The organism is Marinobacter sp. (genome assembly GCF_041690615.1).
Lineage (GTDB): Bacteria > Pseudomonadota > Gammaproteobacteria > Pseudomonadales > Oleiphilaceae > Marinobacter.
On sequence record NZ_JAWLGY010000001.1, the window covers coordinates 140,649 to 155,062 of the forward strand.

General features: G+C 62.3%; 14 protein-coding genes. 10 read left to right on the forward strand and 4 right to left on the reverse strand.

Going from position 1 to position 14,414, the window contains the following annotated elements:
* Positions 1-116: 116 nt before the first annotated feature.
* Positions 117-830 carry a ribosome biogenesis GTP-binding protein YihA/YsxC gene (gene yihA, locus ACESMZ_RS00605; RefSeq protein WP_372956165.1) on the reverse strand — a complete coding sequence of 238 codons (714 nt, stop codon included), beginning with the start codon at positions 828-830 and terminating at the stop codon, positions 117-119.
* 154 nt (positions 831-984) lie between these two features.
* Here yihA and ACESMZ_RS00610 point away from each other — a divergent pair, with 154 nt between their 5' ends.
* The 3 genes from ACESMZ_RS00610 to ACESMZ_RS00620 all read left to right on the forward strand — a co-directional run bounded on the left by ACESMZ_RS00610 (position 985) and on the right by ACESMZ_RS00620 (position 3,354).
* Positions 985-1,590, forward strand: a complete 606-nt coding sequence (locus tag ACESMZ_RS00610; protein ID WP_372956166.1) for a c-type cytochrome — start codon at positions 985-987, stop codon at positions 1,588-1,590.
* A gap of 203 nt (positions 1,591-1,793) precedes the next feature.
* Positions 1,794-2,435 (forward strand): thiol:disulfide interchange protein DsbA/DsbL, encoded by a 642-nt coding sequence (locus tag ACESMZ_RS00615; RefSeq protein ID WP_372972067.1) that lies wholly within the window; start codon positions 1,794-1,796, stop codon positions 2,433-2,435.
* A 58-nt stretch (positions 2,436-2,493) separates the two neighbouring features.
* A complete protein-coding gene (locus ACESMZ_RS00620) occupies positions 2,494-3,354 on the forward strand; it encodes an endonuclease/exonuclease/phosphatase family protein (protein WP_372956168.1) in 861 nt (286 codons plus the stop codon).
* A gap of 71 nt (positions 3,355-3,425) precedes the next feature.
* On the opposite strand, the gene rpmG is transcribed toward ACESMZ_RS00620, so the two are convergent.
* The 3 genes from rpmG to radC form a co-directional block, all read right to left on the reverse strand.
* Positions 3,426-3,581 carry a 50S ribosomal protein L33 gene (gene rpmG, locus ACESMZ_RS00625; protein WP_091853212.1) on the reverse strand — a complete coding sequence of 52 codons (156 nt, stop codon included), beginning with the start codon at positions 3,579-3,581 and terminating at the stop codon, positions 3,426-3,428.
* An 11-nt stretch (positions 3,582-3,592) separates the two neighbouring features.
* On the reverse strand, positions 3,593-3,829 hold the full coding sequence (gene rpmB / locus ACESMZ_RS00630; RefSeq protein ID WP_372956169.1) for a 50S ribosomal protein L28: 237 nt from the start codon (positions 3,827-3,829) through the stop codon (positions 3,593-3,595).
* Positions 3,830-4,050: 221 nt separating this feature from the next.
* Positions 4,051-4,734, reverse strand: coding sequence for a RadC family protein (radC, locus tag ACESMZ_RS00635; protein ID WP_372956170.1), 684 nt, complete (start codon positions 4,732-4,734; stop codon positions 4,051-4,053).
* A gap of 165 nt (positions 4,735-4,899) precedes the next feature.
* Between radC and coaBC the strand changes: the two genes are divergently transcribed.
* The 7 genes from coaBC (at position 4,900) to argA (ending at position 14,180) form a co-directional block, all read left to right on the forward strand.
* Positions 4,900-6,114, forward strand: coding sequence for a bifunctional phosphopantothenoylcysteine decarboxylase/phosphopantothenate--cysteine ligase CoaBC (gene coaBC, locus ACESMZ_RS00640; protein WP_372972068.1), 1,215 nt, complete (start codon positions 4,900-4,902; stop codon positions 6,112-6,114).
* Positions 6,115-6,136: 22 nt separating this feature from the next.
* Positions 6,137-6,598, forward strand: a complete 462-nt coding sequence (gene dut, locus ACESMZ_RS00645; RefSeq protein WP_372956172.1) for a dUTP diphosphatase — start codon at positions 6,137-6,139, stop codon at positions 6,596-6,598.
* 118 nt (positions 6,599-6,716) lie between these two features.
* Positions 6,717-9,341: a phosphomannomutase/phosphoglucomutase gene (locus ACESMZ_RS00650; protein ID WP_372956173.1), complete on the forward strand. Its 2,625-nt coding sequence runs from the start codon at positions 6,717-6,719 to the stop codon at positions 9,339-9,341.
* Between the two features lie 65 nt (positions 9,342-9,406).
* Positions 9,407-10,303 carry an acetylglutamate kinase gene (gene argB / locus ACESMZ_RS00655; RefSeq protein ID WP_372956174.1) on the forward strand — a complete coding sequence of 299 codons (897 nt, stop codon included), beginning with the start codon at positions 9,407-9,409 and terminating at the stop codon, positions 10,301-10,303.
* 73 nt (positions 10,304-10,376) lie between these two features.
* Positions 10,377-11,648, forward strand: a complete 1,272-nt coding sequence (locus ACESMZ_RS00660; RefSeq protein WP_372956175.1) for an acetylornithine deacetylase — start codon at positions 10,377-10,379, stop codon at positions 11,646-11,648.
* 40 nt (positions 11,649-11,688) lie between these two features.
* Complete coding sequence (gene argE / locus ACESMZ_RS00665; RefSeq protein WP_372956176.1) at positions 11,689-12,873, forward strand: acetylornithine deacetylase; 1,185 nt, start codon at positions 11,689-11,691, stop codon at positions 12,871-12,873.
* Complete coding sequence (gene argA / locus ACESMZ_RS00670; RefSeq protein ID WP_372956177.1) at positions 12,870-14,180, forward strand: amino-acid N-acetyltransferase; 1,311 nt, start codon at positions 12,870-12,872, stop codon at positions 14,178-14,180. Before argE ends, argA begins: the two co-directional genes overlap by 4 nt.
* Positions 14,181-14,414 lie beyond the last annotated feature (234 nt).

Genomic DNA, 14,414 nt, shown 5'->3' on the forward strand with positions numbered 1-14,414 from the left:
GATCACAGTCAATGCCGGTGCCAACGGACTCGCCGGTGAGACTCAGGTCTCAGTACGTCGCAAACCCTGACGATTCCCGGCCGGGATAACCGGTCGGGTTTTTTTATGCCGGGTGTTCAGTCATCCTGCCCGGGTTCAAGCCAGTCTGTCAGCCCCTTGCGGCACTCTTCCAGTCCCGTCTTGCTGGTGGCCGAGAACATGATCAGGTGCTTCAGGCACTGATTGTCCTTCAGGGCCTTGCGGATACCCAGCATGGCGGTTTTCGCCTGACCGAACTTCAGTTTGTCAGCCTTGGTGGCAAGAATCATCAGCGGCAGGTTGTTATGTTCGCACCATTCCACCATCATCTGGTCAAAGTCGGTGAGCGGGTGGCGAATGTCCATCACCAGTACCAGTCCCGCCAGGCTGCGCCTCTCGGTGAGATAGTGGCTCAGGTGCTGTTGCCAGTCATCCTTCATGTCCCGGGAGACCCTGGCATAACCATAGCCGGGCAGGTCCACCAGCCGGCAGTTCTCCCGGTTCAGGGAAAAGAAGTTGATCAGCCGGGTGCGCCCCGGGGTCTTGCTGGTGCGGGCCAGCTTGCCATTGGTGGTAATGCAGTTGATGGCGCTGGACTTGCCGGCATTGGATCGACCGGCAAAGGCAACCTCCCGACCGGCATCCGGCGGGCAGTCCTGCAGCCGGGCAGCACTGACCAGAAAGCGGGCGCTGTTGAAAGAAATCGGTTTGGGTGCTTCGGGTGTCACAGAGTATTCCTGAATGGCGAGGATGTCGGTTTGTCGGGCCGGATGAAAGCCGAGGGGCAGCGGGTTGACCTGGGACAGGCCCATGGCATTTATTCGTTGGCTCCTTAATGTATAATGCTACACCAATTTCCGGACAGTGCGCAGGTTACTACTGCCAATGGCCCGATAGTCGTGGCTTTTCCAGTTCTGCCAGCGTCACAAAGAATAACGTTTCTGATGAGAGATAAGCGGAGCGAGCATGAAGAAACTGATCGCAGGTGTAGTTCTCGGCGTGGGCCTCTCAATGACGGCCCATGGCGCGGGAGATCCTGAAGCTGGTGAGTCCCAGGCCGCTGCATGCGCGGCCTGTCATGGAGAGGCAGGTACCGCTCCGGTAATGGGTGTTTACCCGAAAATCGCCGGGCTGGGGGAGACCTACCTCTATAACCAGTTGCTGGCTATCCGGGATGGCGATCGCGAGATCCCCGAGATGACCGGCCAGCTGGACGGCAAGTCCGATCAGGACCTGGAGGACCTGGCAGCCTACTTCAATCAGGAAGATATGCCCCTGGGGCAGGCTGATCCGGAGCTGGTCGACCAGGGCGAATCGCTGTATCGCGGTGGCAACCTGGCCTCCGGTGTGGCTGCCTGCGCGGCGTGCCACAACCCGCAGGGCAAGGGTAACGAGCCCGCGGGCTACCCGCACCTGGGTGGGCAGAGTGCAGAGTATGTGGTGAAGACGCTGCAGGACTACCGTGACGGTGAGCGTGGCGGATATCAGTCGCAGATCATGACGGATATCGCATCCAGGCTGACCGACGAGGAGATCGAGGCCGTAGCCAGCTACATCTCCGGCCTGAACTGATTGCTGTCTTCCTGACAGTGTTTCCGGAAGCCCGCCCTGTGCGGGCTTTTGCGTTTTTGGCATCCTGTCAGCACGGTAACGCCAGCGCGACTGGATACCGGAAGCAGGCCTGGGACATAATCCCGGGTGAACCTTTTACCGGCGGCCCTGTCTTTCCGGGGTAGCGACCGAATCACAACCAGAACGAATCCAGAGGTATATCCATGGGAATTCTCCGACACCTGACCACGGGCGTTATCGCCGCCGCTATCGCATTCTCCGCCTCTGCCCAGGACCAGTGGGAGGAGGGCAAGCATTACCAGCGCCTGCCCAGCGAGGTGAGTGCATCCTCCTCTGATGAGGGAATCGAAGTGGCCGAAGTGTTCTGGTACGGCTGCGGCTATTGCCTGGAGTTCGAGCCCCATGTGCAGGCCTGGAAGGAAGACATGGCCGAGGACATCAACTTTGTCTACCTGCCTGCGCCCATGAACCGTGCTGCCGCAGAGCACGCCAAGGCATTCTATGCCAGCGAAGCACTGGATGCCCGGGAGCAGACTCACGATGCGTTCTACCAGGCCCTGGCGGCTGACCGGCGGAACCTGTCCAGTGCCTCTGACCTGGCTGACTTCGTGGCAGAGCAGGGGGTTGACCGGGACGCCTTCCTCAAGGCGTTCAACGGCTTTGGTGTGAAGGCCCAGACCCAGCGCGCCATGTCGGTCCTGCGGGGTGCCCAGGTCCAGGGGACGCCTACGGTACTGGTGGCCGGCAAGTACCGCACCTCGCCAAGCATGGCCGGTGGCTATAAGGAAGCCCTGGCGGTCGTGGACTATCTTGTTGAGAAGGAGCGCGGTGAAAGCGCCGAATAGGGATGTCGCCGGTTCCCGGGCCCTGTGCCCGGGGCGGGCCATATTATAGAAGGCTGAAATGTACAGAAGGCTGAAACAGGGGTTTGCCGATCGTACCGGCAGGGCCTCGCCATCGCGGGGTACCTGCTCGGGTGTGGATCATGTGCCGGACTTCGAGCCCGGTCATCACATCCGGTTGCTGACCTTCAACATCCAGGTGGGCATCAATACCGCCTCCTACCACCATTACCTGACCCGCAGCTGGCAGCATGTCTTGCCGCACCGGGGCCGAATAGAGAACCTGGACCGGATAGCCACCCTGCTGCGCAATTACGACGTGGTTGCGCTGCAGGAGTGTGACGGTGGTAGCCTCCGCAGCGGCTACATCAACCAGGTGCAGTACCTGGCCGAGGCCGCCGGTATTCCCTACTGGCATCAGCAGCTCAATCGTAATCTCGGCCCCGTGGCCCAGCACAGTAATGGTCTGCTGAGCCGGTTCCGGCCCCTGGATGTGACCGAGCATCGCCTGCCGGGCCTGCTGCCGGGGCGGGGGGCTATCATCGCCCGCTACGGGGATGCAGATGACCCCCTGGTACTGGTGATCATGCACCTGTCTCTCAGCAAGGCGGGGCAGGTCCGTCAGCTGGCCTATATTCACGAACTCATTGCGGATTATCAGCATGTGGTGCTGATGGGGGACCTCAACAACCATGCCGAAGAGCTGCTGACCAATACGCCCCTCAGGGATGCCAACCTGGTGCCGCTGCCGGATACCGCCCACAGCTTTCCCAGCTGGCGGCCGGAGCGGGCGCTGGATCACATCCTGGTCAGCCCCAGCCTGGAAATCCGCAACTCGGAAGTGGTGAGTTATCCGCTGTCCGACCACCTGCCCATCGCCATGGATATTGCCTTGCCCAAGGGCTATCTGGAAACCTTCTGAGTCGGGCGGGGCGCCGCCGGGCAGGCATAAAAAAACCCGGCCATGGCCGGGTTTTCTGGTAAGCGGCGATCTTATTTGATCTTCGCTTCCTTGTACGCAACGTGCTTGCGGACAACCGGATCGTACTTCTTGATCTCGATCTTTTCCGGAGTGTTACGCTTGTTCTTCTTGGTCGTGTAGTAGTGACCAGTACCTGCTGATGAAACCAGCTTGATTTTCTCGCGCATGATGCGGCTCCTTATACTTTCTCGCCGCGGGCACGAACATCGGCCAGCACAGCGTCAATGCCTTTTTTATCGATGATGCGCATGCCCTTGGTGGATACGCGCAGCTTCACGAAGCGTTTCTCGGACTCGACCCAGAAGCGATGGCTCTGCAGGTTGGGCAGAAAACGACGCTTGTTGTGGTTCATAGCGTGAGAAACGTTGTTACCGGTTACCGGCCGCTTACCGGTTACCTGACAGACTCTGGACATGTTTGCCTCCGACCTGAGCTTGGGTCCTGAATACGAATTCGTTTTAAGGAAGCCTCTGAAGCTGATCCTTCGCAGAGGTTCCTGTCATCGGGTCTCTGGTTGCTTTACGTGTCTGCAGTGCGCACGGTGCTCGCCAGACGCCGCCAGAAAGGGACGCTTTTATACCAGAACGGGACCCCTAACGCAAAAAATTGTTGGGAAATTGTGCAGCCCCGGGCTGATTACATCAGTCCCCGCTCTGCCAGGGAAATAATCTCGCCATGTCCCACAACCATATGATCCAGCACCCGGATGTCCACCAGGCCGAGGGCGTCTTTCAGCCGGCGGGTGAGGGAAATATCCGCCTGGCTGGGTTCGGCAATCCCTGATGGGTGGTTGTGGGCGAAGATGACCGCCGCCGCATTATGGTCCAGTGCCTGGCGCACCACCTCCCGGGGGTAGACCGCAGCGCCGTCAATGGTGCCCCTGAACAGTTCCTGGTACCGGATCACCCGGTGCCGGTTGTCCAGAAACAGACCGGCAAACACCTCATGGGGCTGGGTGCCCAGCCTCGCACCCAGGTAGCGACGGGTGTCCTCTGGCGAGGTCAGCGGGTCCCCCTGGCGAACCGGCTCGTCCATGACCCGGCGAGCCATCTCCATGGCGGCCTGAACCTGGGCGTATTTGGCGGTACCGAGTCCGCGAACCCGGCAAAAGCTGCTGTGGGAGGCGGTCATCAGGCCCCGCAGGCCGCCGAATTCGTCCAGCAGGTGGCGTGCCATGGCCATTACCGGCACGCCGGCGGTGCCGGTGCGCAGGAATATGGCAAGCAGTTCGGTATCTGACAGGCTTTCGGCGCCATGAGCCATGAGTCGCTCCCGGGGGCGCTCATCCCGGGGCCAGTGGGGTCTCGTAGTCGTATCCATCCCGGATCCTTGTGGGTGCTTCCTGCGTTGGTGGGTGTCCCCTCTCGCCGGACTGGGCCGTGGCGACACCGGGCAGAATCTTAGCACGACCGCCCCACTGTCGGGGAAGTGTCGGCAATGCTATCTTATAGCCCTTTGACCGGACACGGGTATAACGGAGACACCATGGCCAGACCCAACATTCTGCTGGGCATCAGCGGCGGTATTGCTGCCTATAAAAGCGCAGAGCTGGTGAGGCTGCTCAGAAAAGCCGACTACCCGGTGCGGGTGGTGATGACCCGCGGCGCGGAGGCCTTCGTTGCCCCCATGACGTTCCAGGCCCTCAGCGGCGAGCCGGTACGCAGTTCCTTGCTGGACCCGGAAGCCGAGGCCGGCATGGGGCATATTGAACTGGCCAAGTGGGCAGACCTGGTGGTGGTGGCGCCGGCATCGGCGGATTTCATGGCCAGGCTGGCCCATGGCCTGGCGGACGACCTGCTGGCTACTGTCTGCTGCGCCACCGAGGCCCCCATAGCCCTGGCCCCGGCGATGAACCAGGCCATGTGGGGCAACCACCGTTCGCAGCGTAATGTCCGGCTTCTTGAGGAAGATCCCCAGATTGCCCTGTGGGGCCCCGACCAGGGCAGTCAGGCCTGCGGGGATACCGGGCCGGGACGGATGCTTGAGCCCCAGACCCTGTTCGGTCTGATCGATCAGTTTGAGCCACCGGTGACCGTTGACTCTGGGCTCCTGGCCGGGCGCCGGGTGGTGATCACCGCCGGCCCCACCCGGGAGCCCATTGATCCGGTGCGTTACATCAGCAACCACAGCTCCGGCAAGATGGGGTATGCCATCGCCGAGGCCGCCCGGGCCGCGGGTGCCACCGTGACCCTGGTGAGCGGTCCGGTCAGCCTGCCGGCGCCGTCAGGGGTGGAAGTGGTGCCAGTGCAGACCGCCGAAGACATGTTGCGGGCCAGCAGCGCGGAAGTGGACAAGGGTGCGGATGTGTTCATTGCCACAGCCGCCGTGGCGGACTATCGCCCGGTGGCTGTGGCTGGCCAGAAAATGAAGAAGTCGTCGGAGGCCCTGTCGCTGGAGCTCGTACGCAACCCGGACACCCTCGCCACCATTGCCGCCCGGAAGGATGCCCCGTTTACGGTGGGGTTTGCGGCAGAGACCAATGATGTCGCCGCCTATGCCACCGACAAGATGAAGCGCAAGAAGCTGGCCATGATCGTGGCTAACGATGTGTCAGCCCCCGGTATCGGCTTCAACAGCGACCAGAACGCTGTCACGGTATTCTGGTCCGGGGGCCAGCGCGCCCTCGGACCCGCCCCCAAGCGTGACATCGCCCGGGAACTCATCACCCTGATCGCCGAGCGGATGCCCGCCCAACCCTGAAACTGCCCTGAGGAACAGAAGTATGAGCCATCAGCCCGTGCAGATGCGCATCCTGGATGAGCGTATCGGCCAGGATATCCCCATGCCCACCTATGCCACTGACGGCTCCGCCGGACTGGACCTGAGAGCCTGTCTGAAAGGGCCGGTGACCCTGGCGCCGGGGGAGTCGGTACTCATTCCCACGGGGCTTTCCATCTATATCGAGGACAATTCCCTGGCAGCCATGATCCTGCCCCGCAGTGGGCTGGGCCACAAGCACGGTATTGTGCTGGGCAACCTGGTGGGACTGATTGATTCTGACTACCAGGGTGAACTGATGGTGTCCTGCTGGAACCGTGGTACCACCGCCTTTACGGTGAACGTGGGCGAACGTATTGCGCAGCTGGTGCTGGTGCCGGTAGTGCAGGCACAGTTCGATATTGTCGATGAGTTCCACGCCAGCGGACGCGGTGAAGGTGGTTTCGGCTCCACCGGACGATACTGAGAAAGTTTCCAATACGCCAAATGTGTCATTAACGAATTCATGTAACCATCTATACTGACAGCCATTCACGCTTTGAATAACACGCAGTGCTGCGACAGCCGTCGAGACGGAGCCGACTATGAGATTTGGCAAAAAGAAGGAAGAGGCCGGGACCGCTGACCCGTCACCCGGGACCACTTCCGATAACAAGAAAGCCACGAAGAAAGCCGCCGGGGGCAAGGGGGCAAAAGAGCCTGAGCGCAGCAAGGTGCGCAAGCTCTCATCGGTGGCGCTGGGGCAGGCGCTGGCCGTAGTCGTCACCGGCCTGGTGGTAGCCGTCGTGATGTACATGCTGGTACTGCAGCCGGCGGAGCAGCAAGGCCGGCTGCAGGCGGCTGAGCGTAATGCGGAACTCGCGGCAGGGCGGCTGGAGCAGCGCATCGGTTTCCTGCAGTCGCTGACGCAGGGGCTCGGTACCCAGACCTCGGTGCGGGAAGCCCTGGGTGAGACTGGTGGTGGCAGAGAGCTGGCCGGCGAACTGCGGTCCATGCTGCCGGGTATTGAGCGAGTATTCCTGTTTCCCTACGGCGCCATTCCGCGACGGGCGGATGAACAGGCTGGTCTTGGCTTCGCCACCCTGGACCTGGCCCGCCGCGCGGAAACCGGTCGCTCTGTTACCCCGGACGCCCTGCCGGCAGATGGTGGATGGCGGGTGCAGATGGCGACCCGGGTCCGTAATCCGTCTACCGAGGTAGCGGAGGGCACGCTGGTTATCCAGTTTGACGCCAATGTGCTGGCCGATGTGCTTTCCGGTATTGAGGGCCAGTCCACCCTGCTCCAGACGGTAGGTGGTCAGTCCCGCAATGTGATCAGCCGCGGTCAGGGGGCCGGGCCGGAAGTGACCAGGTCGCTGTCCGTGCCCGACTGGAGTCTCCGCTATCAGTCGCAGCCGGCTGCGTCCCCTGTGCCGGTGGTTTTGTTGGGGCTGGTGGTGGCAGGTTTCCTGGTGGCTGCTGTGATCGTCTGGCTGCTGTTGTCCTCCGCCCAGTCCGGAATGCGCAAGGAAACGACGCGCCTGGTGCAGTGGGCCAACAAGGCATTCTCCGGCGATCGCACGGCGCCTCCCCGGTTTCACTGGGAGCTGCCTTCGGTACTGGCCGACGTCCTGTACCGGCTGAGCAAGGCCGTGGAGAAACGGGTTGAGGGGGGCGCCCGGAAGGCTCCCGAGGCGAAGCCGGCGCTGGCGGCTGAGCCGGAGATGGACGAACCCCTGTTCCAGGAACGGGACATGCCGGACATCGACATGCTGGATGGTGACGAGGATGTACTCGGCTTCGGGGAGAGCCCTGCCGGCGCCACCCCGGAAGTGGCGGAAGCGCCGGCACCCCGGGCCGAACTGTCCCCCGCGATCTTCCGGGCCTATGACATTCGCGGCATCGTGGGTGAAACACTGACACCGGAGATCGTTCGTCTGATTGGCCAGTCCATTGGTTCCGAGGCGCTGGACAGAAGCCAGGATACCCTTTGCATCGGCTACGATGGTCGCCACTCCAGTCCTGAGCTGGCGGATGCGCTGGCCCGGGGCGTGATGGAGGCCGGTTGTCATGTCATCCGCATAGGCGCGGTGCCAACACCGGTGCTTTATTTTGCCACCCACCACCTGGGCACCGGCTCGGGGGTGATGGTGACGGGGAGCCACAACCCGTCCAATTACAATGGCCTGAAAATCATGCTGGGTGGTGAAACCCTGGCGGAAGAGGGCATCCAGAAGCTGTTGCAGCGGGTTCAGACCGGCGACCTGCACCGGGGCCAGGGGAGCGCCTCGGACCAGGATGTGCGGCGGGATTACCTGGACCGTATCGTCAGTGATATTGCCGTGGCAGCTCCACTCAAGGTTGTGGTCGATGCCGGTAACGGCATTGCCGGGGAACTTGGCCCATTACTGCTGGAAGAGCTCGGCTGTGAGGTGATCCCGCTCTATTGTGAGGTGGATGGCAGCTTTCCGAACCACCACCCGGACCCCGGCAAGCCCGAGAACCTTCAGGATCTTATTGACCGGGTCCGGCAGGAAGGCGCCGACGTGGGTATTGCTTTCGATGGTGACGGCGACCGTCTGGGTGTGGTTACCAACGAGGGACAGATTGTCTGGCCGGACCGGCTGATGATGCTGTTCGCCCGGGACGTGGTCTCCCGTAATCCCGGTGCGGATGTGCTGTTTGATGTCAAGTGCAGCCGGCGACTCAGTGGTGTGATTTCTTCCGCTGGCGGTCGCCCGGTGATGTGGAAGACCGGGCACTCCCTGATGAAGGCCAAGATGAAGGAAACCGGCGCCCTGCTGGCTGGTGAGATGAGCGGGCACATTTTCTTCGGCGAGCGCTGGTATGGCTTTGATGACGGGCTCTATTCTGCGGCACGACTGCTGGAGATCCTCGGTATCGAGGATCGCCAGACCAGCGAGGTTTTCGCGGAGTTCCCCGAGGATATCAGCACCCCTGAGCTGAATCTGGACGTGACGGACGAGAGCAAGTTCCGCATTATCGAGCGCCTCAGGGAGCTGGCTGACTTCGGGGAGGCCAATATCACCACCATTGATGGCGTGCGGGTGGACTACCCCGACGGCTGGGGGTTGTGCCGCGCATCCAATACCACCCCGGTACTGGTGTTGCGGTTCGAGGCGGAGAACGAGGCAGCCCTGGAACGCATCAAGCAGATCTTTCGCGGGCAGCTCAGGGCACTGGCCCCGGATGTGAACATAACCTTCTGAGGTATTCCCAAGTTTATTAACTACCTGGCCCGGTGAACCGGGCCGAACCTGATAAGGCAAGATGAATGGCACTGGATCGTGATACGGCAATGCAGGTGGCGGATGTCCTGAGCAAGGGTCTGCCCTATATCCAGCGGTTTACCGGCAAGACGGTCGTAATCAAGTATGGCGGCAACGCCATGGAGAACGAAGAGCTCAAGAGCAGCTTCGCCCGGGACATGGTGTTGATGAAGCTGGTCGGCATCAACCCCATCGTGGTGCATGGCGGCGGTCCCCAGATCGGCGACCTGCTGAACCGGCTCAATATCAAGTCCCACTTCGTCAACGGGATGCGGGTCACCGATTCCGAGACGATGGATGTGGTAGAGATGGTGCTTGGCGGCCAGGTGAACAAGGAAATCGTCTCCCTGATCAACGCCCATGGCGGTACCGCCGTTGGACTGACCGGCAAGGACGGTAATCTGATCCGGGCCCGCAAGCTGGAAGTGGTGGGCAAATCGGACGAGGTCAGCCGCCCGGAAATTATCGACATCGGTCACGTGGGTGAGGTGGCCCAGGTGAACACCAAGGTGATCGACATGCTCACCCACAGCGATGTGATCCCGGTCATCGCTCCCATCGGGGTAGGGCCGGATGGAGCCTCCTACAACATCAATGCCGACCTGGTGGCCGGCAAGGTGGCCGAGGCGGTGAATGCGGAAAAACTGATCCTGCTGACCAACGTGTCCGGTCTCAAGGGCAAGGATGACAAGGTACTGACCGGGCTGACCGCGGCCCAGGTCAATGACCTGATCGAGGACGGCACCATCCATGGCGGCATGTTGCCGAAAATCCGCTGTGCCCTCAGTGCGGTGGAGAATGGCGTGCGCACGGCCCACATTATTGACGGGCGGGTTGCCCACGCCACGCTCCTGGAAATCTTTACCGACGAAGGCGTGGGTACGCTGATATCCCGGAACTGACCCCCGCTCTGCGGGGTAAACGGATCCGGCCAATCGCCTCTGCACGCGGCATTCCCCACAGGGAGAGGAAGCCTTGAGAAAACTGTTGTCGCTGACTGTCATCCTGGTGCTGGTGGCCTGGGGTGCCTACAAGGGGGCGGTCTGGTGGTACGCAGACCAGACCATGGCGGAACTGCGCCGTTCGCTGTCGGATCATGGTGCGCTGGAGCGGGGCAGCATCAGTTCCGGTGTCAGTGGTGAGCTGATCCTCGAGGGCACCCGGTTTCAGTCGTTCCGGCTGACCCAGCCCCTGGTAATCCGGCGCCTGCACCTGATGACGGACTCACCGCTGGCGCTGCTGCAGAGCCTCCATGACAAGCACGACCTGCCCCGCAGCTGGCGGCTGGAGGCCTCCGACTGGCGGCTGCCCCTGGACACAGCCATGCTGCGAAACTGGGTGACGGATACCGATGAACAGGCGCCGCGTCCCCTGTTCATGCCGGTGTGCGGTCCGGATGCCAGGCAACAACTGGGCAGTGGCGATCTGATCCGTATGGGGTTGAATGAGCTGGCCGGCGACGCCCAGCTGCGTCAGAGTTCCGGCGGAGTAAGACTGGAAGTTCACACCCGGGAGTCCGGTGGTATTGATGTGTTCTGGGAAGGGGCACGGCTGAGGCTGGACGCCGACGGCGTTAACCTCACCCCTGCCGCTGAACGCATCCAGATAGCATTGCGGGACGGTGGCATGATGCGGCGGATAACCGCCTATTGTGCCCGGGAGACCGGTCTGCCGGCAGCGTCCTGGGCCGACCTGGTGATGACGTCCTTCCGGGAAGGGCTGGAGAGCCGGGGACTGCAGGCCTCACCTCAGTTGATGGCGCTGTACCGCCAATGGCTGACCGAGGGTGGCGAACTGGTGGCGACCCTGGATCCGAAGGCCGCCTGGCCGGGGATACCGGTCCGGGTCTCTGAAAGTGCGCCGGGAGCAACCCGGGACTCAGGGTCACCGTCCTTCACGGTCTCCTATAACGGCGCGGCTGTGCCCGATGTCTACCTGTCCAGGATCGAGCCGGTTACGCCGGATGTACCCGAGCAGGCACTGGAGCCGGTGGTGGATCCGGAGCAGGCACCGGTCGTCGCCGGCTGGCAGGTGATTGCGCCTGAACAGGCGGCGGACTGGCTTGGTTACACCGTCCGGGTTACCCTGAGTAACGGGCGCAACGTTGAAGGCCGGCTGACCCGTATTGACGATCAGCAGGTGGAGGTGGCGCGCCCGGTGGATGGTGGTGAAGTGGCCTATCCGATGGCTCTCCGTGCCGTGGATCAGCTAGCGGTCTGGCGTCGTGGCCAGCGGGCGGATGACTGACACCCCATCCCTTCAGGATTGACCTGCAGGAGCCGGCAAGATGAATAATCCCACCAGCCAGACACCGACCGACCAGCATCAGGCGCCGCCGGATGTCCGTACCATGCTCGAGCGGCTGGTAGGCATTCCGTCCATCAGCAGCGCCTCGGCCGACTGGGACCACAGCAATGAAGCAGTGGTGAACCTGCTCGCGGAGTGGCTGGGCGCGCTCGGCTTCCGCAACGAGATCCTGCCGGTTCCGGGCATGCCCGGCAAGTACAACCTGGTAGCCACGCTCGGGTCCGGCCCCGGCGGGCTGGTGCTCTCTGGTCATACTGACACCGTCCCCTTTGATGACAAGCGCTGGCAGAGTGATCCCTTTACCCTGACCGAGCGGAATAACCGCCTGTACGGCCTCGGCACCTGTGACATGAAGGGGTTCTTCGCCCTGGCCATCGAGGCCGCGAGGGAGGCGGCCGGTCAGCCGCTGAAACAACCGCTGATCCTGCTGGCCACCGCCGACGAGGAAAGCTCCATGAACGGTGCCCGGGCCCTGGCGGAAGCAGGCTATCCGAAGGCCCGGTATGCGGTGATCGGTGAGCCCACGGAGCTGCGCCCCATTCGCATGCACAAGGGCATCATGATGGAGCGGCTGGTGTTCGAGGGACAGTCCGGGCATTCCTCCGACCCCTCACTCGGCCGCAATGCCCTGGAGGGCATGAACGAGGCCATGAACGAGCTGCTGACCCTGCGCGGCCAGTGGCAGGAGCAGCACCGCAATCCCCATTTTCGCGTGCAGTTCCCCACCATGAATCTGGGTTGTATCCACGGTGGTGACAACCCCAACCGGATCTGCGCCCGCTGCGAACTGCACTTTGATCTGCGCCCCCTGCCGGGCATGGATATGGCCGGGTTGCGCCAGGCCATTCTCACCCGCCTGGAACCCCTGGCCCGCCGGCGGGATCTCTCGCTGACCTTCGAGCCCCTGTTCGATGGTGTACCACCTTTTGAAACTCCGGCGGAAGCCGAGCTGGTCAGGGTGTGCGAAAAGCTGACCGGCCACCAGGCAGAGGCCGTGGCCTTCGCCACCGAGGCCCCCTGGCTGCAGAAACTGGGCCTGGAAACCCTGGTGATGGGGCCCGGATCTATCGACCAGGCCCACCAGCCCGACGAATACCTGGACCTGGCCCAGATCAACCCCACCATTTCGTTGCTGAAACAACTGATCAGGCACTTCTGTCTATGAGCGTATCCGACTGGCTGCACAGCTTTCGCCACTCGTCACCCTATATCAATACCCATCGTGGCAGCACCGTAGTGCTGGTGCTGGGGGGCGAGGCCCTTGCCAGCGACAACCTGCTGAACATCATCCATGACATCACCCTGCTCAGCAGCCTCGGTATTCGGCTGGTGGTGACCTTTGGTGCCCGTCCCCAGATACAACAGCGCCTGGAACAGGCCGGACACGAGTCCGAATTTGTCGGCGGCTTGCGCATCACGCCGGAACAGGACCTGCCCCTGATCATGGAGGCGGTGGGGGGGGTGCGCTCGTGGCTGGAAAGCCGGCTGTCCATGGGGCTGGTGAACTCCCCCATGCACGGTGCGAGAATCCGGGTTTCCAGCGGTAACTTTGTGGCGGCCCGTCCGGTCGGCGTGCTGGACGGTGTGGATCACGGTTATACCGGCCGCGTGCGGCGGGTAGACACCGCCGGTATCGAGCGCCTGCTGGAGCTGGGGCATATTGTGCTGATGCCGCCCCAGGGTTATTCGCCCACCGGCGATATTTTCAACCTGTCCTACGAGGACGTGGGCAGCCAGGTGGCCTCGGCCCTGCGGGCCGACAAACTGATTGTGTTTACCGATGATCAGGGTGTGCTGGACGAGGATGGCTCGCTGGTGCGCGAACTGACCGTACGCCAGGCCCTGCAGAAAGTCAGCGAGCAGGTGGTCTCCGGCCATGACGCCGACCTGCTGCGGGCAGCCTGTGATGCCTGCACCCGTGGGGTGCGCCGGGCTCATATCATCAGTTACCTGCGGGACGGTGCCATCCTGGAAGAGTTGTTTACCCGCGATGGCTCCGGCACCCTGGTCACCGATGATGACTACGAGCAGATCCGCCGTGCCCGGGTGGAGGATATTGGTGGTATCCTGGAACTGATCCAGCCCCTGGAAGAGCAGGGCGTACTGGTGCGCCGCTCCCGGGAGATGCTGGAGACCGAGATCGACCAGTACGTGGTGGCTGAAAGGGATGGCATGATCATTGGTTGCGCGGCCCTCTATGCCTACCCGGAGGAGCAGGCGGGGGAACTGTCCTGCTTTGCCGTGGACCCAGCCTATCGCCGGGGTGGCCGGGGTGACGAGATCCTGTCGATGATCGAGCGCATGGCCCGGGCCCAGGGCCTGGCAAGACTGTTCGTGCTCACCACCCAGACCGAGCACTGGTTCAGGGAGCGGGGATTCGAGCCTTCCTCGGTTCAGTCGTTGCCCGGGCCGAAACTGGCTGCCTACAATACCCGTCGCAACTCCAAGGTTTTCGTCAAGAACATGGGGTGATATCCCGTTCGCCGGCTGAGGCAGGGAGCGGGCGGGCTTTGTAGCGAGCGCCTGCTCGAATTTATTCCGTAATGCCCTTGACGAACCGTCGTCAAAATAGTCACATTAACAATTGGAAACAAAAGGTTCCGTCCTTTTTGGAGGGCCAGTTTCCAGTGATCTTGTTTTCTGGCCGTTATGGCTATACTGACCGCAGAGCCCTGTCCGCTTCGGACGGGTGCACCGGGATAGGTC